This is a genomic window from Geodermatophilus bullaregiensis (genome assembly GCF_016907675.1).
Classification (GTDB): domain Bacteria; phylum Actinomycetota; class Actinomycetes; order Mycobacteriales; family Geodermatophilaceae; genus Geodermatophilus; species Geodermatophilus bullaregiensis.
In genome coordinates, this window is sequence record NZ_JAFBCJ010000001.1 from 3,249,108 (window position 1) to 3,275,691 (window position 26,584).

General features: G+C 75.8%; 24 protein-coding genes and 1 tRNA gene. 16 read left to right on the top strand and 9 right to left on the bottom strand.

Translation table 11 applies throughout. The features are described 5' to 3' along the window. The first annotated feature begins 39 nt into the window (after positions 1–39). The 3 genes from lysS to JOD57_RS15420 all read left to right on the top strand — a co-directional run bounded on the left by lysS (position 40) and on the right by JOD57_RS15420 (position 4,950). Entirely contained in the window at positions 40–1,542 is a 1,503-nt protein-coding gene (lysS, locus tag JOD57_RS15410; protein WP_204692817.1) for a lysine--tRNA ligase, read from the top strand. A 162-nt stretch (positions 1,543–1,704) separates the two neighbouring features. Continuing rightward, positions 1,705–2,058: a histone-like nucleoid-structuring protein Lsr2 gene (locus JOD57_RS15415; protein WP_204692818.1), complete on the top strand. Its 354-nt coding sequence runs from the start codon at positions 1,705–1,707 to the stop codon at positions 2,056–2,058. 348 nt (positions 2,059–2,406) lie between these two features. Beyond that, entirely contained in the window at positions 2,407–4,950 is a 2,544-nt protein-coding gene (locus tag JOD57_RS15420; RefSeq protein WP_204692819.1) for an ATP-dependent Clp protease ATP-binding subunit, read from the top strand. Positions 4,951–5,120: 170 nt separating this feature from the next. Here JOD57_RS15420 and JOD57_RS15425 read toward each other — a convergent pair whose 3' ends face one another. Beyond that, positions 5,121–6,023: an iron-sulfur binding domain-containing protein gene (locus tag JOD57_RS15425; RefSeq protein WP_307824715.1), complete on the bottom strand. Its 903-nt coding sequence runs from the start codon at positions 6,021–6,023 to the stop codon at positions 5,121–5,123. 77 nt (positions 6,024–6,100) lie between these two features. Here JOD57_RS15425 and JOD57_RS15430 point away from each other — a divergent pair, with 77 nt between their 5' ends. Beyond that, the gene (locus JOD57_RS15430) at positions 6,101–6,781 is read left to right on the top strand and encodes a MucR family transcriptional regulator (RefSeq protein ID WP_204692821.1); all 681 of its coding nucleotides are present in this window, start codon (positions 6,101–6,103) and stop codon (positions 6,779–6,781) included. Positions 6,782–7,063: 282 nt separating this feature from the next. On the opposite strand, the gene disA is transcribed toward JOD57_RS15430, so the two are convergent. The 3 genes from disA to JOD57_RS15445 all read right to left on the bottom strand — a co-directional run bounded on the left by disA (position 7,064) and on the right by JOD57_RS15445 (position 10,465). Then, positions 7,064–8,152 (bottom strand): DNA integrity scanning diadenylate cyclase DisA, encoded by a 1,089-nt coding sequence (disA, locus tag JOD57_RS15435; RefSeq protein WP_204692822.1) that lies wholly within the window; start codon positions 8,150–8,152, stop codon positions 7,064–7,066. 132 nt (positions 8,153–8,284) lie between these two features. Beyond that, positions 8,285–9,658 (bottom strand): DNA repair protein RadA, encoded by a 1,374-nt coding sequence (radA, locus tag JOD57_RS15440; RefSeq protein ID WP_307824716.1) that lies wholly within the window; start codon positions 9,656–9,658, stop codon positions 8,285–8,287. A gap of 96 nt (positions 9,659–9,754) precedes the next feature. Continuing rightward, positions 9,755–10,465, bottom strand: coding sequence for a copper chaperone PCu(A)C domain-containing protein (locus tag JOD57_RS15445; RefSeq protein ID WP_204692823.1), 711 nt, complete (start codon positions 10,463–10,465; stop codon positions 9,755–9,757). A 105-nt stretch (positions 10,466–10,570) separates the two neighbouring features. Between JOD57_RS15445 and JOD57_RS15450 the strand changes: the two genes are divergently transcribed. The 3 genes from JOD57_RS15450 (at position 10,571) to JOD57_RS15460 (ending at position 13,863) form a co-directional block, all read left to right on the top strand. Then, positions 10,571–12,145 carry a cryptochrome/photolyase family protein gene (locus JOD57_RS15450; RefSeq protein ID WP_204692824.1) on the top strand — a complete coding sequence of 525 codons (1,575 nt, stop codon included), beginning with the start codon at positions 10,571–10,573 and terminating at the stop codon, positions 12,143–12,145. A 99-nt stretch (positions 12,146–12,244) separates the two neighbouring features. Next, a complete protein-coding gene (locus tag JOD57_RS15455) occupies positions 12,245–12,877 on the top strand; it encodes an RNA polymerase sigma factor (protein WP_204692825.1) in 633 nt (210 codons plus the stop codon). Further along, positions 12,874–13,863 carry a hypothetical protein gene (locus JOD57_RS15460; RefSeq protein ID WP_204692826.1) on the top strand — a complete coding sequence of 330 codons (990 nt, stop codon included), beginning with the start codon at positions 12,874–12,876 and terminating at the stop codon, positions 13,861–13,863. Before JOD57_RS15455 ends, JOD57_RS15460 begins: the two co-directional genes overlap by 4 nt. 18 nt (positions 13,864–13,881) lie before the next feature. Here JOD57_RS15460 and JOD57_RS15465 read toward each other — a convergent pair whose 3' ends face one another. Further along, complete coding sequence (locus tag JOD57_RS15465) at positions 13,882–14,727, bottom strand: UbiA family prenyltransferase (RefSeq protein ID WP_204692827.1); 846 nt, start codon at positions 14,725–14,727, stop codon at positions 13,882–13,884. A gap of 130 nt (positions 14,728–14,857) precedes the next feature. Here JOD57_RS15465 and JOD57_RS15470 point away from each other — a divergent pair, with 130 nt between their 5' ends. The 5 genes from JOD57_RS15470 to rlmB are packed head-to-tail and all read left to right on the top strand — an operon-like array spanning position 14,858 to position 18,906. Continuing rightward, positions 14,858–15,340 carry a CarD family transcriptional regulator gene (locus JOD57_RS15470; protein ID WP_091373028.1) on the top strand — a complete coding sequence of 161 codons (483 nt, stop codon included), beginning with the start codon at positions 14,858–14,860 and terminating at the stop codon, positions 15,338–15,340. A gap of 38 nt (positions 15,341–15,378) precedes the next feature. After that, the gene (gene ispD, locus JOD57_RS15475) at positions 15,379–16,056 is read left to right on the top strand and encodes a 2-C-methyl-D-erythritol 4-phosphate cytidylyltransferase (protein WP_204692828.1); all 678 of its coding nucleotides are present in this window, start codon (positions 15,379–15,381) and stop codon (positions 16,054–16,056) included. After that, entirely contained in the window at positions 16,053–16,550 is a 498-nt protein-coding gene (gene ispF, locus JOD57_RS15480; RefSeq protein WP_204692829.1) for a 2-C-methyl-D-erythritol 2,4-cyclodiphosphate synthase, read from the top strand. The genes ispD and ispF overlap by 4 nt, the downstream gene beginning before the upstream one ends. Next, positions 16,547–17,947, top strand: coding sequence for a cysteine--tRNA ligase (gene cysS / locus JOD57_RS15485; RefSeq protein ID WP_204692830.1), 1,401 nt, complete (start codon positions 16,547–16,549; stop codon positions 17,945–17,947). The genes ispF and cysS overlap by 4 nt, the downstream gene beginning before the upstream one ends. Then, a complete protein-coding gene (rlmB, locus tag JOD57_RS15490) occupies positions 17,929–18,906 on the top strand; it encodes a 23S rRNA (guanosine(2251)-2'-O)-methyltransferase RlmB (protein WP_239568531.1) in 978 nt (325 codons plus the stop codon). The genes cysS and rlmB overlap by 19 nt, the downstream gene beginning before the upstream one ends. Positions 18,907–19,007: 101 nt before the next feature. On the opposite strand, the gene JOD57_RS15495 is transcribed toward rlmB, so the two are convergent. The 3 genes from JOD57_RS15495 to JOD57_RS15505 form a co-directional block, all read right to left on the bottom strand. After that, positions 19,008–20,300, bottom strand: a complete 1,293-nt coding sequence (locus JOD57_RS15495; RefSeq protein WP_204692831.1) for a DUF445 domain-containing protein — start codon at positions 20,298–20,300, stop codon at positions 19,008–19,010. Positions 20,301–20,349: 49 nt separating this feature from the next. Beyond that, positions 20,350–21,612, bottom strand: a complete 1,263-nt coding sequence (locus JOD57_RS15500) for a S1C family serine protease (RefSeq protein ID WP_204692832.1) — start codon at positions 21,610–21,612, stop codon at positions 20,350–20,352. A gap of 135 nt (positions 21,613–21,747) precedes the next feature. Further along, positions 21,748–22,521: an ABC transporter permease gene (locus JOD57_RS15505; RefSeq protein WP_204692833.1), complete on the bottom strand. Its 774-nt coding sequence runs from the start codon at positions 22,519–22,521 to the stop codon at positions 21,748–21,750. Between the two features lie 151 nt (positions 22,522–22,672). Between JOD57_RS15505 and JOD57_RS15510 the strand changes: the two genes are divergently transcribed. The 4 genes from JOD57_RS15510 (at position 22,673) to JOD57_RS15525 (ending at position 26,101) form a co-directional block, all read left to right on the top strand. Then, positions 22,673–23,386, top strand: coding sequence for a hypothetical protein (locus JOD57_RS15510; protein WP_204692834.1), 714 nt, complete (start codon positions 22,673–22,675; stop codon positions 23,384–23,386). Between the two features lie 72 nt (positions 23,387–23,458). Further along, on the top strand, positions 23,459–24,001 hold the full coding sequence (locus JOD57_RS15515; protein ID WP_372440302.1) for a DUF2182 domain-containing protein: 543 nt from the start codon (positions 23,459–23,461) through the stop codon (positions 23,999–24,001). Next, positions 23,964–24,036 (top strand) — tRNA-Thr (locus JOD57_RS15520). The genes JOD57_RS15515 and JOD57_RS15520 overlap by 38 nt, the downstream gene beginning before the upstream one ends. A gap of 100 nt (positions 24,037–24,136) precedes the next feature. Next, the gene (locus JOD57_RS15525; protein WP_204692835.1) at positions 24,137–26,101 is read left to right on the top strand and encodes a serine/threonine-protein kinase; all 1,965 of its coding nucleotides are present in this window, start codon (positions 24,137–24,139) and stop codon (positions 26,099–26,101) included. Position 26,102: 1 nt separating this feature from the next. On the opposite strand, the gene JOD57_RS26375 is transcribed toward JOD57_RS15525, so the two are convergent. After that, positions 26,103–26,534: a DUF5313 family protein gene (locus tag JOD57_RS26375; protein WP_204692836.1), complete on the bottom strand. Its 432-nt coding sequence runs from the start codon at positions 26,532–26,534 to the stop codon at positions 26,103–26,105. Between the last annotated feature and the right edge of the window lie 50 nt (positions 26,535–26,584).

Here is a 26,584-nt window from a genome sequence, read left to right on the forward strand (position 1 = left end):
GGCGGGGTGGCGCGGCGCACGCCCGTAGGCTCGGGCGCCGTGACCGACCTGCCCCCCGGCCTCCCGGACGACGAGCTCCCCGAGCAGGTGCGGGTCCGCCGCGGCAAGCTCGACCGGCTGCGCGAGGCCGGCGTCGACCCGTACCCGGTCACCGTGCCGCGCACGACCACGCTGGCCGCCGTCCGCGAGACGCACCCGGACCTGCCGCCGGACACGATGACCGGCGAGCGGGTGGGGGTCACCGGCCGGGTCATCTTCAGCCGCAACACCGGCAAGCTGTGCTTCGCGACGCTGCGCGAGGGCGACGCCGAGCTGCAGGTCATGCTCTCCCGCGACCGGGTCGGCGGGGACGCGCTGGCCGCGTGGAAGGCCGACGTCGACCTCGGTGACCACGTGCTGGTCACCGGCGAGGTCGGGACGTCGCGGCGCGGCGAGCTGTCGGTCTTCGCCGACGCGTGGCAGATGGCGGCCAAGGCGCTGCGGCCGCTGCCGGTGGCGCACCGGCCGATGAGCGAGGAGCTGCGGGTCCGGCGCCGCTACGTCGACCTCATCGTGCGCGACGAGGCGCGGCGCACCGTGCGGCAGCGGGCCACGGTGGTGGCCGCGCTGCGGGCCGGGCTGACCGGGCGGGGGTTCCTCGAGGTCGAGACGCCGATGCTGCAGACCGTGCACGGCGGCGCGGCCGCGCGGCCGTTCCGCACCCACATGAACGCCTTCGACCTCGACCTGTACCTGCGGATCGCGCCCGAGCTGTTCCTCAAGCGGTGCATCGTCGGCGGGCTGGAGAAGGTCTTCGAGATCAACCGCAACTTCCGCAACGAGGGCGCCGACAGCTCGCACTCGCCGGAGTTCGCGATGCTGGAGTTCTACGAGGCCCACGCCGACTACCGCGACGTCGCCCGCACCACGCGCGAGCTGGTCCAGGAGAGCTGCACCGCGCTGTTCGGCGACCTGGTCGCACGCCACCACGACGGCACCGAGGTCGACCTGTCGGGGGAGTGGCCGCACGTGCCGCTGTACGCCCTGGTCTCCGACGCCGTCGGCGAGGAGGTGACGCCGGGGACACCGGTCGAGCACCTGCGCGGGCTCGCCGAGCGGCACGACGTCGGCGTCGACCCGGCGTGGCTGCCCGGCAAGGTGGTCGAGGAGCTGTTCGAGGCGCTGGTGCAGGACTCCCTGCAGGCGCCGACGTTCGTCGTCGACTACCCGGTCGACACCTCGCCGCTGACCCGAGCGCACCGGACCACCCCCGGCCTGGCCGAGAAGTGGGACCTCTACATCGGCGGCATCGAGCGGGGCACCGGCTACTCCGAGCTGGTCGACCCCGTGGCGCAGCGCGAGCGGTTCACCCAGCAGGCGCTGCTGGCCGCGGCCGGCGACCCCGAGGCGATGGTGCTCGACGAGGACTTCCTCGAGGCGCTCGAGTACGGCATGCCGCCCACCGGTGGCGTGGGAATGGGCATCGACCGGCTGATGATGACGCTCACCGGTCTCGGTATCCGGGAGACGATCCTGTTCCCCTTGGTGCGCCCGCTCTCCTGAGGACCGTGCCGTTTCGGGTATTGGCCTTTCTCCCCCGGAATGGGCGGGTCACTCCGCGTGATTGGTGCGTGCGGCCGATTGTGTGGTCGAATGGCAGCAGTGTCCGGAGCAGGCGGACGACAATCCGATCCCGGCTTCCGCCGGAGAGTGTGAGGAATACCAATGGCGCGCAAGGTGCAGGTCATCCTGAGTGACGACCTCGACGAGGACCTCCCCGCCGACGAGACGGTGAGCTTCTCGCTCGACGGCACGAACTACGAGATCGACCTGTCGGAGAAGAACGCGAAGGAACTGCGCGACACCTTCTCCCGGTACGTGCAGGCCGCGCGCAAGGTCGGCCGCGGCAGCGGGCGCGCCTCCGGCGGCGGCCGTTCCCGCGCCACCGGCGGCGGTGGCCGCATGGACCGCGAGCAGGCCGGCGCGATCCGCGACTGGGCCCGCAAGAACGGCCACAACGTCAGCGACCGCGGCCGCATCCCGGCCAGCGTCGTCGAGGCCTACGAAGCCGCCCACTGAAGAGGGACCTCCCTGCCCCCCGGGCTTCCCGAGCTCAGCCCGGGGTCCTGCAGGGAGGCCGTTCCAGCACGTGACCGTCGGCCCGGTCCCCGCGTGGGGCCGGGCCGTCGTCGTCCCGGTCCTGACCCGCCGTCCGCTGTCGGCGTAACGGCACCGGAACACCGCCCGGTCACCGTCGGTTGGACCGGGCAGCCACCCACCGCCCCGCCGGTCGTGCACCGACAGGACGGCGTGGTCCGTGACTACAGTGGAAAGACCGGTGCCCCAGCGCGCCGACGGACGTCGGGTGCTCCTCCCCGCTCGTGGGGAGGACAGTGCCGGACCAGCCGGTCAGAGGAGAAGCAGCAGATGTTCGAACGGTTCACCGACCGAGCCCGTCGGGTGGTCGTCCTGGCCCAGGAAGAGGCCCGGATGCTCAACCACAACTACATCGGCACCGAGCACATCCTCCTGGGCCTGATCCACGAGGGTGAGGGTGTCGCGGCCAAGGCCCTCGAGTCCCTGGGCATCTCGCTCGAGGGCGTCCGCCAGCAGGTCGAGGAGATCATCGGCCAGGGCCAGCAGGCCCCCTCCGGCCACATCCCCTTCACCCCGCGGGCCAAAAAGGTCCTGGAGCTGTCGCTGCGCGAGGCGCTGCAGCTCGGCCACAACTACATCGGCACCGAGCACATCCTGCTCGGCCTCATCCGCGAGGGCGAGGGCGTCGCCGCCCAGGTCCTGGTGAAGCTGGGTGCCGACCTCAACCGCGTCCGCCAGCAGGTCATCCAGCTGCTGAGCGGCTACCAGGGCAAGGAGCCGGCCGCGGCCGGCGGCCCGTCGGAGGGCACGCCGTCGACCTCGCTGGTCCTCGACCAGTTCGGCCGCAACCTGACCCAGGCCGCGCGCGACTCCAAGCTCGACCCGGTCATCGGGCGGGCCAAGGAGATCGAGCGGGTCATGCAGGTCCTCTCGCGCCGGACCAAGAACAACCCCGTCCTGATCGGCGAGCCCGGCGTCGGCAAGACCGCCGTCGTCGAGGGCCTGGCCCAGGCCATCGTCAAGGGCGAGGTCCCCGAGACGCTGAAGGACAAGCAGCTCTACACCCTCGACCTCGGCGCCCTGGTCGCCGGGTCGCGCTACCGCGGTGACTTCGAGGAGCGCCTGAAGAAGGTCCTCAAGGAGATCCGCACCCGCGGCGACATCATCCTGTTCATCGACGAGATCCACACCCTCGTCGGTGCCGGTGCCGCCGAGGGCGCGATCGACGCCGCCAGCATCCTCAAGCCGATGCTGGCCCGCGGTGAGCTGCAGACCATCGGCGCCACCACGCTCGACGAGTACCGCAAGCACCTGGAGAAGGACGCCGCCCTCGAGCGCCGCTTCCAGCCGATCCAGGTGGGCGAGCCGACGCTCACCCACACGATCGAGATCCTCAAGGGCCTGCGCGACCGGTACGAGGCGCACCACCGGATCAGCATCACCGACGGCGCCCTGGTGGCCGCCGCGACGCTGGCCGACCGCTACATCTCCGACCGCTTCCTGCCGGACAAGGCGATCGACCTGATCGACGAGGCCGGCGCCCGGATGCGGATCAAGCGGATGACCGCGCCCCCGGACCTGCGCGAGTTCGACGACCGGATCGCGACCATCCGTCGCGAGAAGGAGTCGGCGATCGACGCGCAGGACTTCGAGAAGGCCGCGTCGCTGCGCGACAAGGAGAAGACCCTCCTGGGCGAGAAGGCCGAGCGCGAGAAGGCGTGGAAGGCCGGCGACATGGACGTCGTCGCCGAGGTCGACGACGAGCAGATCGCCGAGGTGCTGGCCAACTGGACCGGCATCCCCGTCTTCAAGCTCACCGAGGAGGAGACGACCCGTCTGCTCCGCATGGAGGACGAGCTCCACAAGCGGATCATCGGCCAGGAAGAGGCCATCAAGAGCGTCTCCCAGGCGATCCGGCGCACCCGGGCGGGCCTCAAGGACCCGCGTCGCCCCGGTGGCTCGTTCATCTTCGCCGGCCCCTCGGGTGTCGGTAAGACCGAGCTGGCCAAGGCGCTCGCGCAGTTCCTCTTCGGCGAGGACGACGCGCTCATCCAGATCGACATGGGCGAGTTCCACGACCGGTTCACCGTGTCGCGGCTCGTCGGTGCCCCTCCCGGCTACGTCGGTTACGACGAGGGTGGCCAGCTGACCGAGAAGGTGCGGCGCAAGCCGTTCTCGGTGGTCCTCTTCGACGAGATCGAGAAGGCGCACGCGGACGTGTTCAACACGCTGCTTCAGGTGCTGGAGGACGGCCGGCTCACCGACGGTCAGGGCCGGATCGTGGACTTCAAGAACACGATCCTGATCCTCACGACCAACCTCGGGACGCGGGACATCTCCAAGGCCGTGGGTCTGGGCTTCCAGGTCGGCAACGACACGCAGTCGAACTACGAGCGGATGAAGCTCAAGGTCAACGAGGAGCTCAAGCAGCACTTCCGGCCGGAGTTCCTCAACCGCATCGACGACATCGTCGTGTTCCACCAGCTGACCGAGGACGAGATCATCGAGATCGTCGACCTCATGGTCGCCCGCGTCGAGGGCCAGCTGGCGAACAAGGACATGTCGCTGGAGATCACGCAGGACGCCAAGAGGCTGCTGGCGGCCCGTGGGTTCGACCCGGTGCTGGGTGCCCGGCCGCTGCGCCGGACCATCCAGCGCGAGATCGAGGACGCGCTGTCGGAGAAGATCCTCTACGGCGAGCTGACCGCCGGTCAGATCATCGTGGTGGACGTGGAGGGCGAGGGCCCGACCGCGACCTTCACCTTCCGCGGCGAGGCCAAGCCGATCGACGTCCCCGACACCCCGCCGGTCGCCCTGGCGGTCGGCGACGACGAGGACGGCGAGGGTCGCACCTCGCTCAAGAAGGGCGACTGACCGCCCGGCACGACCCGACGAGGGCCGTCCCCCGCACCGCGGGGGGCGGCCCTCGCCGCATCCCGGCGGCCGTTCCGGCGACGATCAGGTGACCTGATCGTGGCGCGTCCTCCCCGGTCGCGCACGGTGCGGGAGGACGCGCTGCGGTGCGGGAGGACGCGTGTCGGACGCTAGGCCGGGAGGGTGAACCGGCCGTCCGGGAGCTGCTCGAGCAGGCCGTCGGTGAGCAGGGAGTCCAGGCAGCGGGCGCGCTGGGCGGCGTCGTCCCAGGCGGCGTCCAGCGCCGCGGCGGGCACCGGGCCGTCCGCGGCCCGCAGGACGTCGAGCAGCCGGCCGCGCACCTGCCGGTCGGTGCCGGCGAAGCGCTGCACCCGGCGCGCGGGGCCGTCCGACGCCGGGCTGCCGGCCAGCCGCCAGGCGCACCGGTCCCGGACCGGGCACACCCCGCAGCGCGGCGTCCGGGCCACGCAGACCAGCGCTCCCAGCTCCATGACGGCCACCGAGAAGCGCACCGCGCGGTCCCGGTCGGCCGGGGCCAGCGCCGCGACGTCGGTGAGGTCGGAGGCGCGGGCGGTCCCGGCCTCGGCCCGGCCGTGCACCAGCCGGGCGACCACCCGGCGCACGTTGGTGTCCACGACCGGCTGGGGCTGCCCGTGGCCGAAGCAGGCGACGGCGCGGGCGGTGTAGGTCCCGACGCCCGGCAGCGCCTCCAGGGCCGCGACGTCGGCCGGGACGGCGCCGCCGTGCCGCTCGGTGAGGGCGACGGCGGTCTCGCGCAGCCGCAGCGCCCGGCGCGGGTACCCGAGCTTGCCCCAGGCGCGGATGACCTCGGCCGGCGAGGCGGCGGCCAGGTCGGCGGGGGTGGGCCAGCGCGCCACCCAGTCCCGCCACACCGGCTCGACCCGCGCGACCGGCGTCTGCTGGAGCATCACCTCGCTCACCAGCACCGCCCACGGGTCCACGTCCGGGCGCCGCCACGGCAGGTCGCGCGCGGCGGTGTCGTACCAGTCGACGAGGGCGTCCCCGAGCCCGCCCCCTTCGGCGGCCGGGGGAGCTGCGGCGGGGCTGTCCACGGGGGTCCAGTGTGCCCGCCCGCCGGAGCGGCGTGCCGCCATGGGCGGGGGAGCGGTCCCCGACTACGGTCGTCGGCGTGCTGCACCCGGTCGGGCCCCTGCCGGCCGCCGTCTACTGGCGGCGGCGGCTCCTGGTGCTGGTCCTCCTGCTGGCCCTGCTGGGCGGCGGGGGCTGGCTCGGGGTGGCCCTGCTGACCGGCTCGGACGGCGAGGCCGCGGCCGCGGAGGCGGCGCCGACGTCGGCGCCGGCCGGCACTCCCGCGCTCGACCGCGTGGTCCCGTCGCTGGCCAGCGTGCAGACGCCGACGCCGCCCACCGGTGCCCCTGCGCCCGCCCCGGCCGCGCCGGCGCCTCCGGTGCAGGAGGCCGGTGCCGTCTGCCGCGACGACGTCCTCGCCCTCGAGGTGCGCACGCCGGGCACGGTGCCGGCGGGCTCGCAGCCGGTCCTCGAGCTCGTCGTCACCAACACCGCGACCGTGCCGTGCACCCGTGTGCTCGACAAGGGCCTGCAGGAGATGGTGCTGCTCGACGCGGCGGGCAACCGGCTGTGGGGCAGCAACGACTGCTTCCCCGAGGCCAGCAGCGACACCCGCACGCTGGCGCCCGGCGAGCAGGTGGTGTTCCCGCTGACCTGGGGTGGGCTGACCAGCGAGCCGACCTGCACTGCCGAGCGGGTGCCGGTGGCGCCGGGGCAGTACGTGCTCCGCGCCCGGCTGGACACCAAGACCAGCCCCGACGCACCGCTGCAGATCACCTGACAGCGGTGTGCCGATCGGTTGGCGGCCGTGGCCTCCGGCGCCGGCGGCGATGTGCGCTGAGGGCTCGTTCCGGAGACCGAGATGCGCCGTGGGCGCACACTGCTGCACGTCACGCCTCCCACCGTGGTCAGCCGACCGGCACCTGCGCCCGCCGGCGTGCGAGCCCGGGCCAGCACCTGGCAACCAACGCGCACACCGCTGTGAGACCCCGGGACGACGACGGCCCCTTGCAGGGTCCCGCCCCGAGCGTCAGCGACGGGTGGGGGACACGGGGGTCCTTCCTCAGCTGTAGCGGTCGAGGATCGAGGTCTCGGCCAGCCGGGAGAGCCCCTCGCGGATGCCGCGGGCGCGGGCCTCGCCGACGCCCTCCACGGCCAGCAGGTCCTCGATCGTGGCGGCCAGGAGCTTCTGCAGGCCGCCGAAGTGGTCCACCAGCCGGTCGATGATGCCGGCGGGCAGCCGCGGCACCCGGGCCAGCAGCCGGTAGCCGCGCGGGCTGACCGGGGAGTCCAGCGCCTCGGCCGAGGTGGGCAGCCCGTAGCAGCGGGACACCGCGGACAGGTCGAGCAGCTCGGTGGCCGACAGCGCCCGCAGGTCGGTGAGGACCTGCTCGATGCTCCGCGGCCGCCGCCCGACGCCGCCGGGCAGGTAGTCGCGGACCAGCAGCGCGCGGTCCTCCTCGACGCCGGCCAGCATCTCGTCGAGCTGCAGGGCCAGCAGCCGGCCGTCGGTGCCCAGCTCGACGACGAAGCCCTCGATCTCGTCGGCGATCCGCCGCACCATCTCCAGCCGCTGGCTGACGCTCATCGCGTCGCGGACGGTGACCAGGTCCTCGATCTCCAGCGCCGAGAGCGTGCTGGCCACCTCGTCGAGCCGCAGCTTGTAGCGCTCCAGCGCCGCGAGGGCCTGGTTGGCGCGGGCGAGGATCGTCGTCGGGTGCTCGAGGGTGTAGCGGCGGCCGGCCACGTAGACGCTGATGATGTGCATCGACTGGCTGACCGAGATCACCGGGAACCCGGTCTGCACGGCCACCCGCTCGGCGGTGCGGTGACGGGTGCCGGACTCCTCCGTGGGCACCGTCGGGTCGGGCATGAGGTGCACGCCGGCGCGCACGATGCGCAGCCCGTCGGAGGAGAGGATGACCGCGCCGTCCATCTTGGCCAGCTCGCGCAGCCGGGTGGCCGACAGGGCGACGTCGAGGGCGAAGCCGCCGGTGCAGATGGACTCCACGACCCGGTCGTAGCCCAGCACGATCAGGGCCCCGGTCCGGCCGGCCAGGATGCGCTCCAGGCCGTCACGCAGCGCGGTCCCCGGGGCGATGCGGCCGAGGAGCTCCCTGAGGGCGACCTCGGAGTCCACAGCGGGGGGCACGGGCGCTCCTGACGTCGACGTGGTCCGGCGGCCGAGTCTACGTGGCACGCCCACCGGCCGGTCGGCAGCGGGGTGCGGTGGGCGACGGCCGCCATCGGTCCGCCGCGGCCGGGCCCCGGGCCTCCGCCCGCCTCACCCGGGGAACAGCCCGGCCAGTGCCGCGCCCAGGTCGGGTACCTCCATCAGGCGGATGCCCTTGGGTGCCGGACCGGCGTCTGGCGGCACGAGCGCGAGGCGGTACCCCTGGCGGGCGGCCTCGGCCAGCCGCCGGGCGGTGCCCCCGACCCGGCGGATCTCCCCGGACAGCCCCACCTCGCCGAGCGCGATCATGCCCTCGGGCAGCGGGGTGTCCCGCGACGCCGAGGCGATCGCCAGCGCCAGCGCGAGGTCGGCCGCCGGCTCGGCGATCTTGACCCCGCCGACCGAGGCGGCGAAGACGTCGGCGTCGGCCAGCCGGACCCCGCCGCGGCGCTCGACGACGGCGTTGACCATGGCCACCCGCTGGGAGTCCAGCCCGCTGACCGCCCGGCGGGGGGAGCCGCCGCCGGCGCTGGTGGCGACCAGCGCCTGCACCTCGGCCAGCAGCGGCCGGCTGCCCTCCATGGTGACGGTGACGCAGCTGCCGGGCACCGACGCGGTGCGGCGGGAGACGAACAGGTGCGAGGGGTCGGGGACGCCGACCACGCCGCCGTCGCCGATCTCGAAGCAGCCGATCTCGTCGGCCGGGCCGAACCGGTTCTTGGTGGCCCGCACCAGCCGGAGGGTGGAGTGCCGCTCGCCGTCGAAGGAGACGACGACGTCGACCAGGTGCTCCAGCGCCCGCGGGCCGGCGATCGCACCGTCCTTGGTGACGTGCCCGACGAGGATGGTGGTCATCGCCCGGGACTTCGCGACGGCGGTCAGCGCGGTGGCCACGGCGCGCACCTGCGAGGCCCCGCCGTCGGTGCCGTCGACGGCGGGGGAGCGGACCGTCTGCACGCTGTCGAGGACCAGGAGCGTCGGCGCCACCTGCTCGACGTGCGCCAGCACGGCCGACAGCTCGGTCTCGGCGGCCAGGTACAGCCGGTCGTGCAGGGCGTCGATGCGCTCGGCGCGCAGTCGCACCTGGGCCGCGGACTCCTCGCCGGAGACCACCAGCGTCGGGCCGTTGCTGGCCGCCACCCGGTGCGCGACCTCGAGCAGCAGCGTGGACTTGCCCACCCCGGGCTCCCCGGCGACGAGCACGACCGCGCCGGGCACCAGGCCGCCGCCCAGCACCCGGTCGAACTCGGCGATGCCGGTGGGGACCGCGCGCGCACCGGTCAGCTCGACCTGCGCGATCGGCCGGGCGGGGGCGGTGACCGGGCCGGCCGCGACCGCCCGCAGCGCGGCCGCCGGCGGACCGGCCTCCTGCAGCGTCCCCCAGGCCTGGCACTCGGGGCAGCGCCCCATCCACTTCGCCGAGGCGTAGCCGCACTCGGTGCAGCGGTGGGCGGGACGTGCGGACTTCACACCGGAGGGAGGCACACCGCCACGGTAGGTGCGGCCACCGACACTCCCCGGGAGGCCACGGCCCCCTACAGGGGACCGCCGCGGGCCTGCGAGCGGTGGGGCGCGGGGTCCCTACTCCGCCTCGGTGTTGGGCTCGTCGGACTCTTCCTCGGTGTCGAAGTGGAAGGGCTCGGCGCGCTCGAGCTCCTCCTCGGGACCGGCCACGACCACCTGGGTGGTGATCTCGCCGGCCTGCTCGAAGGTGAACGTCAGCGTCAGGTCCTGCCCCGGCGTCAGCGGCTCGGTGAGGTCCTGCAGCGTGATCGTCGAGCCGTCCTCGCGGCCGACGAAGAGCGAGGAGTCCGCGGGGATCTCCAGGGCCAGCTCCGAGCTCGCCTCCGGGGAGGGACTGCTGGTCGGCGCGGACGGCGCGGACGGCGTCGCGGGCGTCGGGCTCCCGGGCGTGGCGCCGGTGGAGCCCGGTGTCGGGGTGGCCGTGGGCTGGTTGCCGGGCGGGGAGGACGGCGAGGGTGTGGGGCCGGTGCCGGCCACCTGCAGCCCGCTGAAGCCCTCGCCCTCGATGCCGGTCAGGGTCTCGGTCTCGTTGGAGGCGTTGACGATGGTGACGATCAGCTCGGCGTCGTCCCCCTCCTCGTACCGGCCCTCCTCGGGGTAGGCGAGCAGGACCTGCCGCAGCAGGACGTCCTCGACCTGGGCCTGGGGGCCGACCTTGTCGCGGTCCTGGGTGCCGGTCTGCGAGACCTGGCCGGCGCTGCACGCACCGAGCGCGACCGGGCTGACGACGAGGGCACCCACGACGGTGGCGCGCAGCGCGCGGTTCACAGCGGTCGACCTCCAGCGAGCACGTGCACGGCCACCGCGAGTTCGGTGGCCGAGTCGCGCCGAGCCTAACGGTCGCCCCACGATGTCCGCCGGGAGGTGAGGTCGATGGGTCACCCCGGTCGCGGCTCGGCCGGCGCCGGCGCGGAGGAGCGGGACCCGGCGCTGGCCGACTTCCCCGAACGGGCCCCGGGCACCCGCCGGTGGACCTTCGCCGACCAGCTCGGCCCCCACTTCCTCGACGCGCCCGACCAGCCGGTCCTGCTCGTCGAGTCGAAAGCCGTCTTCGCTCGCCGCCGCTTCCACCGGCAGAAGGCGCACCTGGTCCTGTCCGCGCTGCGCCACCGGGCCGCCGAGCTGGGCGAGCAGGCGCACCTGCACCAGGTCACCACCTACGCCGAGGCGCTCGACCGGTACGGGGAGCCCCTGTCGGTGTGCGCGCCCACCACCTGGAGCAGCCGCGACCACGTGCTGCGCCGTCCCGGCCTGCAGGTGCTCGCCGCCCGCGGGTTCGTCAGCAGCCAGGGCGAGTTCGCCCGCTGGGCCGAGGGGCGCGGCGGCCGGCGGCTGCTGATGGAGGACTTCTACCGCGACGCCCGCCGCCGGCTCGGCGTCCTGATGGACGGCGCCGAGCCGCTGGGCGGGCGGTGGAACTTCGACCAGGACAACCGCGAGCCCCCGCCGCGGGACGGCCGCTCGCCGGCGCCGGAGCCGTGGTGGCCGGCCGAGGACGAGATCGACGAGCAGGTCCGCGCCGACCTCGACCGCTGGGAGGCCGACGGCGAGGTCTCCTTCGTCGGCGACGACGGCCCGCGGCTGTTCCCCGTCACCCGCGAGGAGGCGCTCACCCGGCTGTCGGACTTCCTCACGACGCGGCTGGGCGTCTTCGGCCCGCACGAGGACGCGATGCTCGCCGGCGAGCGCTGGCTGGCGCACTCGCTGCTGTCGCCGGCGATGAACCTCGGCCTGCTCGACCCGCTGGAGGTCGTGCACGCCGCCGAGGACACCGCCCGCGCCCGCGCCGCCGACGGCGACCCGCTGCCGCTCAACAGCGTCGAGGGCTTCATCCGCCAGGTCATGGGCTGGCGGGACTACATCTGGCACACCTACTGGCACTTCGGCCGGCACTACCGGCACGCCAACCACCTGCGGGCCACCGAGCCGGTGCCGCGGTGGATGGCCGACCTCGACGACGGCGCCGTCGACGCCGCGTGCCTCGGAGGCGTCCTCGGGGACCTGCGCCGCGACGGGTGGGTGCACCACATCCCGCGGCTGATGGTGTTGGGCAACTACGCGCTGCAGCGCGGCATCGACCCGCTGGCGATGACCGACTGGTTCCACCGCACGTTCGTCGACGGCTACGACTGGGTGATGGTGGCCAACGTCGTCGGCATGAGCCAGCACGGCGACGGCGGGGCGCTGGCCACCAAGCCCTACGCCGCCGGCGGCGCCTACATCGACCGGATGAGCGACTACTGCGGCGGCTGCCCCTACGACCCCAGGAAGCGCCTGGGCGACGACGCCTGCCCCTACACCGCGGGCTACTGGGCCTTCCTCGAGCGCAACCGCGAGCGGCTGGCCGGCAACCAGCGCATGCGCCGTCCGCTGCAGGGCCTGGACCGGCTCAAGGACCTCCCGCTCGTCGTCGAGCAGGAGGCCGCCCGCGGCACCGCCGCCCCCTGAGCACCCCCGGCCCCCGCCGCCCGTCCGGGGGACGGCGGTCCAGTTCCGCACCGCGGCTGCCGATGCCTCCCGCACACGGGATCTCGGTGGGAGGTGCGGATGGCGACGGGTCCGGCGTTCGACGACGTCCTCGCGGCGGCCCAGGCGGGCGCCGCGTGGGCCTTCGAGGTGCTCTACCGGGACCTGTCCCCGGCGGTCACCGGATACCTGCGGCTGCACGGGGCGCTCGACCCCGACGACCTGGCCAGCGAGACCTTCCTCGCCGTCTTCCGCGGCCTGGGCGGCTTCACCGGGGACGAGGACGCGCTGCGCTCCTGGGTGTTCACCATCGCCCACCGCCGGCTGGTCGACGACTGGCGCCGCCGCAGCCGCCGTCCGCAGCTGGCCGACGACGCCGGCGACTGCCTGCCCGAGACACCCGGCGGCGACGTGGAGGACGACGTCCTCACCCGCCTGGGCACCGAGGCCGTGCACCGCACGTGCGCCGGACTGCCGGCCGACCAGCGCTCGGTCCTGCTGCTGCGGGTGCTCGCCGACCTCACCGTCGAGCAGGTCGCCGAGGTCATGGGCCGGTCCGTCGGCTCGGTCAAGGCGCTCCAGCGGCGCGGGCTGCGCCGGCTGCGCGCCCAGCTCGAGCCGGCCGGCACCCCCCGGACGGGTGGGACGGCTGGGACGGCGGACGGGACGTGCGCACCCCTTCCCACCCGTCCGGCGATGACGGGAGCGAGATGACCACGCCAGCCGACGTCCGGACCGACGAGGAGGCCTTCGCGGCCTGCCTCGCCGGCCGTCCCGTGCCCGAGGGCGCTGCGCACCTGACCGCGTTCACCGACGCGGTCCGGGCCGGTGCCACGACGCCCGGGCGGCCGAACGCGGCCCTGGCCGAGCTGCTGGCGACCGGTCTGCTCACCGACACATCGGAACCGTCCACGCGGACGGCCGGGCACCCCGCCCGGGCCTCACGGAAGAGACCCCGCATGCTCCTCACCACGCTCGCCGCCAAGATCGCCTCCGCCGGCGTCGTCGCCAAGGCCGCCTGTGCCTCCGGCGCCGTCGCCGTCGCCCTCACGGGCACGGCCACCACCGTCACCCTGGTGAGCCCGGACGACACGGGCTCCTCCGTCGAGTCCGTCGACGACGGCACCGAGGACCCGGCCGCCCCCACCCAGGACGACGCGACGACGGCCACCCCGACCCCGGACACCGAGGAGCCGACCGAGGAGGAGACGGGCGGGACGCCCGTCGGCGAGGTGCCCGTCGGCGAGACGCCCGTCGACGGGACGCCCACCGACGAGGTGCCCGTCGACGGGACGCCCACCGACGCGGCGCCCGTCGACGAGGTCCCCGCTGTCGACCCCGGGTCGGCCGCCGCGGCCCAGTGGGCCGAGGGCCCGGACCCGGACCAGTCCTTCGGTGACTGGGTCAGCGAGGGCGCCCAGAACGGCTGGTCCACCGGCGAGCGGGTCAGCGACGCGGCCCACCAGCGCAACGCCGAGCGTCAGGCCGAGCGTCAGGCCGCCCGCAACGGCGGGAGCGGCCCGGCCCCGGTCGTCGAGCAGCCGGCCGACCCCCAGCCCGTGACCGAGCAGCCGGCCGCGGCCGCGCCTGCCCCGGCGCCGGCCCCCGCCCCGGCCGCGACCAGCACCGGTGGCGGCAACGGCAACGGCAACGGCAACGGCAACGCGGGTGGCAACGGCAACGGCAACGGCCGCAAGTGAGCCACGGCGGGGCCGCGTTCAGGTGAGCGCGGCCCCGCCGGCCAGCAGCAGCACCACGTCCAGGACGGTCAGCAGCAGCACCGCCGGGAAGGCCAGCCGGCGGAAGCGGTCCGTGCCGGCCAGCGCCGCGACGGCGACCGCCGGCACCGCGAGCACCAGCCCGGCCCAGCCCCACCACGCCGGCGGACCGTCCGGGCCGAGGACCAGCACCAGCGATGCCGTCCCGAGCAGCAGGGCCCCGACGGCCGCCGAGACCCGCGCGCCCAGCCGGTGCGGCAGCCCGCGGACCCCGGTGGCGAGGTCCTCCTCCATGTCGGGCGCGACGTTGGCCAGGTGCGCCGCGGCGCCCAGCGCCGCTCCGGCGGCGGGCAGCCACCACGGCGCCGCCGGTGCGCCCGGCGCCGCGGCCACCACCCCGGCCGGCAGCGCGCCGAAACCGGTCAGGTAGGGCAGTCCCGAGGCCGCGGTCCGCTTCAGTCCGGCGTTGTAGGCCCACCCGCTGGCCACCAGGACCAGCAGCAGCAGGCCGGGGACCGGGCCGAGCAGCAGCGAGAGCACGACGGCCGCGGCGGCCGCCGCGAGCGCCGCCGTGCGCAGCACCGCGGGGTCCACCGCACCCTGCACGACCGGCTTGTCGGCCCGCGCGACGGCGCGGTCTCGGTCGGCGTCGAGCCAGTCGTTGCTCCACCCGATGGACGCCTGACCTGCGAGGACGGCCAGCCCCACGAGCGTCACCCGCCCGGCGGACAGCTGCGCGGCGACCGCCAGCAGGGTCGCGACCGCGGTCACCGCGAGCGCCGGCGGGGCGTGCGTGGCGCGCACGAGGGCCCCGACGGACGACGTCCGCGAGCGGTGCGCACGCACACCGACCACGCTGTGTCAACCCCTCCCCGGTACTTCACCAGGCCTCTGACCTGCGCATATGAGATGACGGCTCTGTCCGGACGTCAGTCTGCCGTGCTAACCTGGGGACAGCGAAAGGGGTCACACACACATGGGCTTCACTGTCGGCGAGACCGTCGTCTACCCGCACCACGGTGCCGCGCTCATCGAGGCGATCGAGACGCGGACCATCAAGGGTGAAGAGAAGGCCTACCTCGTGCTCAAGGTCGCCCAGGGCGACCTGACCGTGCGCGTGCCGGCCGACAACGCAGAGATCGTCGGCGTCCGCGACGTCGTGGGGCAGGACGGGCTCAACCGGGTCTTCGAGGTCCTGCGCGCCCCGCACACCGAGGAGCCGACCAACTGGTCGCGCCGCTACAAGGCCAACCTCGAGAAGCTGGCCTCCGGTGACGTGAACAAGGTGGCCGAGGTCGTCCGCGACCTGTGGCGCCGCGACAAGGACCGCGGCCTGTCGGCCGGCGAGAAGCGGATGCTGTCCAAGGCCCGCCAGATCCTGGTCAGCGAGCTCGCGCTCGCCGAGGGCACCAACGAGGACAAGGCCGAGGTCCTCCTCGACGAGGTCCTCGCCAGCTGAGCTCTCCCTCGCACTCCCTGCTCCACCCGGCCACTCCCGTGTCCGCTGTCGGCGTCGTCGCAGCGGCCGGGAGTGGCTCGCGTCTGGGGGCCGACCGGCCGAAGGCGCTGGTCCCGCTGGCCGGGCGCCCGCTGGTCGCCTGGTCGGTGCTGACCCTGCTGGACGGCGGCGTCGACGAGGTCGTGGTGACCGTGCCCGCCGGTGAGCGGGACGCCTTCGCCGCCGTCCTGCCCGCCGGTGTGCGGCTGGTCGACGGCGGGACCACCCGCACCGCGTCGGTCCGCGCCGGCCTGGCGGCCGCCGGGGACGGCGCCGACGCCGTCCTGGTGCACGACGCCGCCCGCCCGCTCACCCCGCCCGCCGTCGTCACCCGTGTGCTCGCGGCCCTGGCCGCCGGCGCGCGGGCCGTCGTCCCCGTGCTGCCGGTCGTCGACACCACCGTGGTCGTCGACGCGGACGGCGTGGTCACCGACGCCGTGCCCCGCGCGCCGCTGCGCCGCGTGCAGACGCCGCAGGGCTTCGACCGGGCGACGCTCGTGGCCGCCTACGCCGCGCTGGCCGACGGCGTCGAGCTCACCGACGACGCCGCGGTGGTCCGCGCCGCGGGCGTCCCGGTGACCACCGTGGCCGGGGACGAGCGCGCGGCCAAGGTGACCGTGCCGCACGACCTGCACCTCGCCGAGCTCCAGGTGCCGGGGCTGCAGGCGGCCCGGTGACCGAGCTGCCGCGGGTCGGCCTCGGCGTCGACGTCCACCCGGTCGAGTCCGGCCGCGAGTGCTGGCTGGCCGGCCTGGAGTGGCCCGGCGCGGACGGCTGCGCCGGGCACTCCGACGGCGACGTCGTGGCGCACGCGCTCACCGACGCCGTCCTGTCCGCGGCCGGCCTCGGCGACATCGGCGGGCTGCTGGGCACCGACGACCCCCGCTGGGCCGGGGCCCGCGGCGTCGCCGTCCTCGAGCACGTGCGGGAGACCCTGTCCGCGGCCGGCTGGCGGGTCGGCAACGCCGTCGTCCAGCTGGTCGCGCCGACGCCGAAGCTGGGCCCGCGCCGGGCCGAGGCCGAGGCGGCGCTGTCGGCGGCGCTCGGCGCCCCGGTCAGCGTGACCGCCACCACCACCGACGGGCTGGGGCTGGTCGGGCGCGGGGAGGGCCGGGCGGCCGTGGCGACGGCGCTGGTCGTCCGCGGGGCCTCCGTAGACTCGCCACGGTGAGCCTCCGCCTGTACGACACGGCCGCCCGCGCGGTCCGCGACTTCACGCCCCTGCGTGCGGGACAGGCCTCGATGTACGTCTGCGGGCTCACCGTGCAGGGTCCGCCGCACGTGGGGCACGTGCGCGCCGCCCTGGTCTTCGACGTGCTGCGCAGCTGGCTGGAGCACGGGCACGGGCTCGACGTCACGCTGGTCCGCAACGTCACCGACATCGACGACAAGATCCTCGTCAAGGCCGCCGCCGCCGGCGTCCCGTGGTGGGCCTGGGCCTACGAGAACGAGCTGGCCTGCACCCGCGCCTACGACGCGCTCGGCGTGCGGCCGCCCACCTACGAGCCGCGGGCCACCGGGCACGTGCCCGACATGGTCGAGCTGATCGAGCGGCTGGTCGAGCGCGGGCACGCCTACGCCGTCGACGGCGACGTCTACTTCGACGTCCGCTCGTTCCCCGGGTACGGCGCGCTGACCCGCCAGCGGGTGGACGACCTCGAGCCCGCCGCGGACACCGACACCGACGAGCGCAAGCGCGACCCCCGCGACTTCGCGCTGTGGAAGGCGCACAAGCCCGGCGAGCCCGACACCGCCGCGTGGCCGACGCCGTGGGGCCGGGGCCGGCCCGGCTGGCACCTGGAGTGCTCCGCGATGGCCGAGCGCTACCTCGGGCCGGAGTTCGACGTCCACGGCGGTGGGCTGGACCTGCGCTTCCCACACCACGAGAACGAGCAGGCGCAGTCGCGGGCGGCCGGCGACGGCTTCGCCCGGTACTGGCTGCACAACGGCTGGGTCACCCTCGGCGGCGAGAAGATGAGCAAGTCGCTGGGCAACACCGCGCTGGTCGACGAGGTCGTCGCGCGGGTGCGGCCGGTCGAGCTGCGCTACTACCTGGTCGCCCCGCACTACCGGTCGACGATCGAGTTCACCGACGCCGCGCTGGCCGAGGCGGGCGCGGCCTACCGGCGGCTGGAGTCGTTCGTCCAGCGGGCGGCCGAGCGGGTCGGCGCCGACCAGGACACCTCGCTGCCGGAGGTGTTCCGGGCGGCGATGGACGACGACCTGGGCACCCCCGCGGCGGTGGCCGCGATCCACGAGGCGGTGCGCGAGGGCAACACCGCGCTGGCCGCCGGGGACGAGAAGGCGGTCGCCGGCGCGCTGGGCTCGGTCCGGGCGATGCTCGGCGTCCTGGGCCTGGACCCGCTCGACCCGCGGTGGGCCGGTGGCGGAGACGACCGGCTGGCCGAGGTGACCGACGGGCTGGTCCGGCTGGCGCTCGAGCAGCGGCAGGCCGCCCGCGCGCGCAGGGACTTCGCCACCGCCGACGCGCTGCGCGACCGGCTCACCGCCCTCGGCGTGCAGGTCGAGGACACCCCGCAGGGACCCCGATGGGAGCTGACCCGCTGATGGCCGGCAACAGCCAGCGCCGCGGCCGCACGAGCGGTGCCGGCAAGAAGACGGCCACCGCCGGCACCGGCGGCAAGAACCGCCGGTCCCTGGCCGGGCGCGGAGCCACCCCGCCCGCCGAGAAGCGCACCGGGCACCCCGCCCAGCGGCGGGCCCAGGCCGACGCCCGCCGCCGGGCCGAGCGCGACCGCAGCCGTCAGCGCGCCGACGAGGCGCCCGAGCTGCTGCTGGGCCGCAACCCGGTCGTCGAGGCCCTCCGCGCGCAGATCCCGGCGACCGCGCTCTACGTCGTCACCGGCGACAGCCGGGCGGCGACCGACGAGCGGATCACCGAGGCGGTCCAGCTGGCCGCCGACCGCGGCCTGCCGCTGCTCGAGGTCGGCAAGGGCGAGTTCGACCGGATGTCCGACGGCGCGCTGCACCAGGGCATCGGCCTGCAGGTGCCGCCCTACGAGTACGCGCACCCCGACGACCTGCTCGACGTCGCCCGGGACTCCGGCCGCCCGCCGCTGGTGGTGGCCATGGACGGCGTCACCGACCCGCGCAACCTCGGTGCCGTCGTCCGCTCGGCGGCCGCGTTCGACGCGCACGGCGTCGTCGTCCCGCAGCGGCGCGCGGTCGGCATGACCGCCTCGGCCTGGCGCACCAGCGCGGGTGCGGCGGCCCGGCTGCGGGTGGCCCGCGCGGTCAACCTGGCCCGCGCGCTGGCCTCCTACCGGGACGCCGGCCTGGTGACCGTGGGCCTGGCCGGCGACGGCGAGACGGACCTGCACGACTTCGACGGCTTCGCCGACCCGCTCGCCCTCGTGGTGGGCGCCGAGGGGACGGGCCTGTCCCGGCTGGTCCGCGAGCGCTGCGACGTCGTCCTGCGCATCCCGATCGCCCGCGACACCGAGTCGCTCAACGTCAGCGTCGCCGCCGGCATCGCCCTCTACGCCGCGGCAGCGGCTCGCCGCTGAGACGCTGCGGTGATCAGGTGACCTGATCGTCGAGCGTCCTACCTGACGGTGGGACGTGCGGTAGGACGCTGCACGATCAGGTCACCTGATCGTCGCCGGGCTCAGCCCAGCAGCTGGGCGACGGTGTAGATCACCAGGCCGGCCAGGCCGCCGACGACGGTGCCGTTGATGCGGATGAACTGCAGGTCCCGGCCCACCTGCAGCTCGATGCGGCGGCTGGTCTCCTCGGTGTCCCAGCGGGCGACCGTGGTGCCGACGACGTCGGCGAGGTCGCCGGAGAACCGCTCGACCAGGTACCCGGCCACCCGCACCGACTGCCGCTGCACCCGCTCGCGCACCCGCGGGTCGGTCTGCAGCAGCCGGGCGGCGTCGCGGATGAGGCCGGCGACCCGGGCCCGCAGCTCGGAGTCGGGGTCGGCGGCGGCGCTGAGGAACGCCGTCTTGGCGTTGGTCCACAGCGACGACGACCAGGTCCGCACCGCGGGGTGCTCGAGCAGCTCCTTCTTGAACGCCTCGACGCGGGCGGCGGTGTCGGGGTCGGTGCGCAGCGCGTGCACGTACGTGCGCAGCCGGGCGTCGTAGACCCGGCGCAGCTCGTGGTGCCGGTCGTCGCCGACCTCGTCGAGGAAGGACTGCACGCCGGCGAAGACGCGGTCGAACACCCGGTCGTCGACCCAGTCGGGCACCCACGCGGGCGAGGCGTCCCCCAGCTGGGCCCGGAAGACGACGCGGTTGTCCTGCAGGAAGCGGGCCAGGTAGCGCAGCGCCGCCGACAGCACCTCCTGGTGGCGGTCGCCGTCGACGACCAGCTCGACCACGCGGGCGAGGACCGGCGCGGCCGGCGTCTCGTGCAGCTTGCGGTCGACCAGCCCGGCGACGGCGTCCTGGACGTCGTCGTCGCGCAGCAGGTCGGTCACGCCGGAGAGCGCGACGGCGGCGTCCCCGGCCAGCCGCTCGGCCCGTCCGGGCGCGGCCAGGAAGGCACCGAGCCGGCCGGGGACGTCGACGGTGGCGAGCTTCTCGTCGACGACGGCGCGGGTGAGGAAGTTCTCCTGCACGAAGGCGCCGAGGCTCGCGCCGATCTGGTCCTTCTTGCGCGGGATGATCGCCGTGTGCGGGATCGGTATCCGCAGCGGGTGCCGGAACAGCGCGGTGACGGCGAACCAGTCGGCCAGCGCACCGACCATGGACGCCTCGGCGGTGGCCCGCACGTAGCCCACCCACGCGCCGGTCTCCTCACCGAGCAGCACGCACGCGAGGAAGACCGCCGCGGCGGCCAGGAACAGCGAGGTGGCCAGCCGCTTCATCCGGCGCAGCCCCTCGGCGCGCTCCGGGTCGTCGAGCGAGGAGGTCAGCGGGACGGTCGGCGACGGCGGGACCCGGGACGACGACACCCTCCCCAGCCTAGGCGGAGGAGGGTGCCGGTCCGGAGCGGGCAACGGCTCAGCCGTCGCTGCTGCCGAGGGTGACGTCGACGGTCGAGGTGCGGCCGTCGCGGCGGACGGTCAGCGTGACCTCGTCACCGGGGGCGGCGCCGCGCACGGCCGCGGTCAGCTCGGTGGAGGTGGTGACCGCCCGGTCGCCGACCGCCGTCACCACGTCACCGGCCTGCAGGCCGGCCGACGCGGCGGCCCCGCCGTCCTGCACCCGGACGACCTGCGCGCCGGTGCCGACCTCGCTGTTGGTGTCGCTGGCCGCGGTCTGCGCCTGCACCCCGAGGACGGCGTGGGTGGCCGATCCGGTCTGCACGATCTCCTCGGCGATGCGCTGGGCGGTGTTGCTCGGGATCGCGAAGCCGACGCCGATGTTGCCGCTCTGCGACTCCTGGCCCGGGATGCCCGAGGCGACCGAGGCGATGGCGGTGTTGATGCCGACCACCTCGCCGGCGGCGTCCACCAGCGCGCCGCCGGAGTTGCCCGGGTTGATCGCCGCGTCGGTCTGCAGCGCGTCGATGACCGTGGCGTCGTCCTGGGTGGAGCCGGTGGCCACCGCGCGGTTGGTGGCGCTGATGATCCCGTCGGTGACCGTGTCGGACAGGCCGAGCGGGGCGCCGATCGCGACCGCGAGGTCGCCGACCTGCACCGAGTCGGAGTCGGCGAAGGTGGCCGGCGTCAGCCCGCTGGCACCGCTGAGCTGCACCACGGCCAGGTCGGAGGTCGGGTCGGTGCCGACGACGGTGGCGTCGTAGAGGGTGCCGTCGGAGGTCCGCACCTGGACGGTGGCGCTGCCGGCGCTGCCGTCGAGGCTCACCACGTGGTCGTTGGTGACGACGTAGCCGTCCTCGGAGAGGACGACACCCGAGCCGCTGCCCGAGCCCGAGCCGCTGGTCACGTAGACGGTGACGACGCTGGGTGCGGCCTTCGCGGCGGCGGCGGTCACCGCGGTCGCCGACTCCGGGTCGGTGATGACCACGCTCTGCGCGCCGGTGGTGGTCGCGGCCGCGGTGCCGCCGTCGTCGGTCAGGGCCACGACGCCGGCGCCGGTGCCGCCCCCGATGAGGGCGCCGGCGAGCAGGGCCGCGACCCCGACGCGCAGCCGGCCCGTGCGGCGCGGCGCGGGCGGCGCCACCGGCGGCAGGGTCGCGGTCGCGGTGCCGGCCGGCGGGTACCAGGAGCCGCTGGGCGGCGCGGACGGCGGCGGGGTCCACCCCGGGGTCGCACCGGTCGGCTGCTGCGCCGGGTTCGTGTACGGGTGTCCGTCGGTCACGGTCCTGGTCCTCCTCCTGGGCTGCCGTCCGCCGCCCTCGCACCCACGACGGTGCGCCGGGCGTCTGGTGGGCCCCTGCGGAGCGCCTGTGAGGTCCCTGGGCGGAGGTCCCTAGGCAGACCCACGGGCGGGACCTCAGCGGGGCAGGCCCGCCAGCACCCGCCCCCGGGCCACCAGCTCGGTGACCACCCACACGGCCGCCACCTCGGCGGCCAGCAGCCCGACCAGCACGAGCAGCTGGGCGGCACCGGCCGCCAGCGGGCTGCCCCCGCCGAGCAGGACGCCCACGAACGCGCCGGGCAGCGTGACCAGGCCCACGGTCCGGGTCTGGTCCAACGGCGGCACGAGCGCGGTGGCGGCGGCCGGGCGGGCGACCTCCAGGACGGCGTCGCGGGGGAGCAGGCCCAGCGCCAGGGCCGCCTCGACCTCGCCGCGCCGGGTGGTCAGCTCCTCGCGCAGCCGCCGTCCGGCCAGCGACGTCGCGGTCATCGCCCCGCCGACGAGGATGCCGGCGATCGGCACCACCGCCTCGCCGCGCAGCGGCACCGTCCCGCTGGCCAGCACGAGCGCCACGACCGGGGCGGCACCGCCGGCCACCGCCAGCCCCGCCGTCGCCACCCGGCGCGGGGCACCGGGGGAGCGCAGCGGCAGGCCGCTCACCCGCCCGGCCGCGGTCACCGCCGCGACGCCGACCATGAGCAGCACGAAGGCCGCCGACAGCCACAGCGAGCCGACGACGACCAGCAGCACCGCCGAGACTGCGGCCAGCTGCGCGGTCGCCCGCAGCGCCGCGACGACCACCGGCCGCTCCTGACCCAGGCCGGAGAGCCGGCCACCCGCCGCGGCCGCGGCGGTGAGCAGCACCAGGACGACGGCGAGCCGCGGCCCGAGGTCGACGACGGAGGTCACGGGCGCCGATCCTGCCGTGCGCGACCGGGCGGACCACGACACGCCCGGCCACGGTGTGCGGGCGGACGGTCGCGGGGTAGGGGGGCACCCCGGCCGCTCCTCCCCGAGGACGGACGGACGCCGTGCCCGGCCTGTGCTCTGGAGGCTGCTCGTGTCCACCCGCGGTCTGCCCGCCCGCCTGCTCCTCGGCCTCGTCCTGCTCGCCGGGACGGCGGTGGCCGTCCTCGGCGGCCTCGCCCTGCGGCCCGCCGGGCTGCTGGCCGTCGGGCTGGCCTCCGTCGTCACCGCCTGCCTGGCCGCCGGGGTGGCCCGCGAGTCCACCGGGGACGGCGGCCCGGCGCCGCTGGAGGCCGCGTGGCGCACCGGCGCGGTCACGATCGGCGTCCTGCTGTTCCTGTCCGGCACCGCCGCGCTCGGCGGCCCGGCGCTCACCGCGCTGGCCGGCGCCCTGCTCGTCGTCGCCGGGCTGGGCGTCTGGCTGGTGCGCGCCGGGCGCTCGGCCGGGCGCCGACCCGGCACCGCGGCGGCCCCCTCCCCGCCGGCGGCGCCGGTGGGGACGCAGCGGCCGGTGACCGGGGCGCGCCAGGCCGAGGCCGGCGCGACCGTGCTGTCCCTGCCGCCGGTGGCGACGCTGTCGACCGCCGCGCTCGGCCAGGAGTGGCTCGGCACGACCGCGGCCCTGGCCGGCCGGCTCGACCCGGCCGCGCGGCAGGCCGTCGTCCGCCGTCGCCAGGAGACCCTCGACGAGCTCGAGCGGCGCGACCCCGAGGGCTTCGCCCGCTGGCTGGCCGAGGGGCCGGTGCCCGGCAGCGACCCGGCCGGCTGGCTGCGCCGGGGGCCGGCCGCGGGCACCGACGCAGCCTGAGCCCCGGCGGGGCCGGGCGGCGTGCTCGCCCGGGACCGCGCGGGCCGGTGGATCGCGGGCGTCACGATCCTCGTGGCGGCCGGCTACGAGCTGAGCCCGCTCGAGGACGCCTGCCTGGGCAGGTGCCGCAGTCCACTGGGCTTCCTGCTCGGCGTGTGGCGCGACGGGCGCCGGGGAGCGCTGCGGATGGGTGCGCAGCACGGCGCCTGGTGCGTCGGCTGCTGCTGGGCGCTGATGGCGTCGCTGTTCGCGCTCGGCGTCATGAGCGTCACCTGGACGGCACTCGTCGCCGGGGTGATCGCCCTGGAGAAGACGTTGCCGTGGCGCCGGGTGGCGACCTGCGGGACGGCCGTCGTGCTGCTCGTCCTCGGTGCGCTGCTCCTCGCCGCCCCGAAGGTCGTCCCGGGCCTCACCGTCCCCGGGTCCGGCCAGGTCGACCAGGTGGAGCCGATGGCCTCCTGGCGCTCGCGTCGGCTCCGGGGGGAGTCCGTAGCGAGCAGCGGGCCGGCCGAGCCGGGTGGCGCCGAGGGGGCCCCGCGGTGTCCCTATCCTGTCCCGGGACCTGTTCCCGTGTCCCGCCGGCGTGGCGCAACTGGCAGCGCACCCGACTTGTAATCGGGCGGTTGGGGGTTCGAGTCCCCCCGTCGGCTCCGGGACGTCGACCAGCGAGCCCTGCGGTCAGCGTCCGGTGACCCAACGTCGTCCCTGCGGGACGGCGTACCCGCTGCTCAGGACGGGTACTGCGGCACGATGGTCCGAGCCGCGGACGGCGGGCGCCTCGTCGGGGACCGCTACCGGTTGCACGAGCAGCTGGACGCCGGTGTGACGGGCTCCGTCCGGCGCGGGGAGGACGTTGTCCTCGGACGGGACGTGCTCGTCCGGGACGTCACCTTCCCGGTCGAGGTGCCCGGCACCGACCCCGCCGTCCTCCGCGAGCAGACCGTGCGTGCGGCCCGCGCCCTCATCCACCTGGACCACCCCGGCGCCGTGCCCGTCCTCGACGTCGTCGACGACGGCGCGGCGACCCACGTCGTCCTCCGGGACGTGCCGGGCACCCGGCTCTCCGAGGTGGTCACGCGGGACGGGCCCCTGTCGCCGCAGCGGACGGCCCTGGTCGGCCTGGCCGTCCTCGGCGTCCTCCGCGCGGCCCACGGGATCGGCGTCCTGCACCGGGACGTCACGCCCGCCAACGTGCTCCTCAGTGCCCAGGGGGACGCCTCACCGGGCCGGGTCTTCCTCACCGACTTCGGCGTCACCGAGTCCGTCGGCGACGCCGCCCTCGCCGGGACGGGCCTGCTGATCGGCTCCCCGGGCTACACCGCCCCGGAGCTGGCGCTCGGGGAGTCACCGGGTCCCGCGTCGGACCTCTGGTCGCTGGGCGCCACGCTCTTCACCACGGTCGAGGGCCGCCCGCCGTACGAGGGCGGCGACGCCGCGGGGACGCTGGCCGCGGTCGTGTCGGGTGAGCAGGCGCCCTACGTCCGCTCCGGACCCCTGCAGCCGGTGCTGGAACGGCTGCTCGACCCCGACCCGGCCCGGCGCCCTCCACCGGAGGAGCTGGAGGTGGCGCTCGGCGAGGTCGCCGCGTCGTGGGCCGGTGCCGGGACCGCACCGGTCGCCGCGGCTCCCCGTGGCGTCGTCCCCGACGTCGTCGTACGCCCCGCCGTGCTGCACGTCGGGATCCCCGGGCCGGTGGAGCGGCGGGCGGTCCCGCCCGCGGGTGCACACCGCCCCGCGCACGCCCACACCAGCCACCGTGCCCCCGTCCGCCGGCGCCGCCGGGCGGCGTGGCCGCTCGGGGTCGGACTGCTGCTCGCCGGGCTGCTCGCCGTGGTCCTCACCCTCCTCTGGCCCGGCCGGGGACCGTCCCCGGACGTCGGCGCGGAGCGGCCCGCGGCGGCGGGGCAGGCGACCGCGACCGAGCCCCCGGCGGAGACCGGCGCCGCCCCCGTCACGGGTGGGACACCCCTCCTGCCCGCCCTGCCGGCCACCGCCGCGACGCCCGCGGAGCGACTGGGGCTGACCATCGCCGCCCTCGCCGAGGCGGCGGAGCAGACTCCTGACGCCGTGGGGCCGCGGGCCGGCGAGGTGCTCGCGGACCTCCGGCGGATCGAGTCCCTCGAGGGAGGGCCCCGGCGGTCGGCCGCGATCGCGGCGAACGCGGCCGCCGCCGAGGCGGTGCTCGCCGGTGAGCTCGACGCGGGCGTCGGCCAGCGGGTCCAGCAGGTGCTCGACGACGTCGTCCGGCCCGAGCGGCTGGTGGACCTGGTGGCGATGCTCGAGCAGGACCCGCTCGCCGTCGGGCCGGGGGGACCGGAGGTGTTCGAGCAGCTCTTCGCCCTCGACCACCGCGTGCCCGCCGACCAGACGGCCGCCCGTGCCGCCGACGTGCTGCAGGCGGTGACCGCCGGCACCGACCAGGGACGGCTCACCGAGGCCTTCGAGCGGGCGACCGTCCCGACCCTGCTGGAGCTGGCCGACCCGGCGCCGCACCGGGCGCTGGTCGACCTGCTCGCCCGGGCCGAGGCGGACCCCGCCGCCGTCGGTCCCGCCGCGGAGGGCGTCCTGGCGGCGCTGCGGCGCATGCCGGCCCTGCCGGTCTTCGACCTCGGCAACGAGGCCGCCGCGCTCCTGGAGCTCGTGCAGCGCGACGGTCAGGTGACGCCGGCCTTCCGGGACGACGCCGTCGCCGTCCTCGCCCCGCTGGTGCGGTGAGTCAGTCGAAGCTGCCGGACCCGCCGATCCGGTAGGGGAAGCGCTGCTCCACGCGCGCGGCCCGCGCCCGCTCGGCGCGCTCCTCGCGCAGGCGCGCGGCGGTGCCGGCCGGGTAGCCGGCCTTCGCCACCCGGTGCTCGGTCGTCTCCACCATGAACGCCACCGAGTACATGAGCCCCACGAGCAGGCCGCCCAGTGCCGCGGTCAGCCGGTAGGTGACCGCCACCGGCACCACGAGCAGGCACAGCGCCACCAGGGGCGAGAGCTGCACCACCGAGCGGGCCAGGTGCCGGCGCACCCACCCGGTGCGGGTGGTGTCGGAGAGCACCCACGCCGACAGCGCCCGGGGCAGGCGGCCGCCGAAGGCGTAGCGCAGCCACTGCCACGGCGTCGGGCGGGCGAGGGAGGGGGATGCCTCGTGCTTCGTGCGCACACCCCGACGGTAGGCCGCCCGCGCCACCCGGGGGAGGGGTGCGCGGGCCG

Bases quoted from the DNA above. Each gene is read 5' to 3' on its own strand.
- JOD57_RS15415 (WP_204692818.1), top strand. From the start codon at position 1,705: ATGGCGCGCAAGGTGCAGGTCATCCTGAGTGACGACCTCGACGAGGAC.
- JOD57_RS15420 (WP_204692819.1), top strand. From the start codon at position 2,407: ATGTTCGAACGGTTCACCGACCGAGCCCGTCGGGTGGTCGTCCTGGCC.
- JOD57_RS15450 (WP_204692824.1), top strand. From the start codon at position 10,571: ATGGGTCACCCCGGTCGCGGCTCGGCCGGCGCCGGCGCGGAGGAGCGG.
- JOD57_RS15455 (WP_204692825.1), top strand. From the start codon at position 12,245: ATGGCGACGGGTCCGGCGTTCGACGACGTCCTCGCGGCGGCCCAGGCG.
- JOD57_RS15460 (WP_204692826.1), top strand. From the start codon at position 12,874: ATGACCACGCCAGCCGACGTCCGGACCGACGAGGAGGCCTTCGCGGCC.
- JOD57_RS15470 (WP_091373028.1), top strand. From the start codon at position 14,858: ATGGGCTTCACTGTCGGCGAGACCGTCGTCTACCCGCACCACGGTGCC.
- rlmB (WP_239568531.1), top strand. From the start codon at position 17,929: ATGGGAGCTGACCCGCTGATGGCCGGCAACAGCCAGCGCCGCGGCCGC.
- JOD57_RS15525 (WP_204692835.1), top strand. From the start codon at position 24,137: ATGGTCCGAGCCGCGGACGGCGGGCGCCTCGTCGGGGACCGCTACCGG.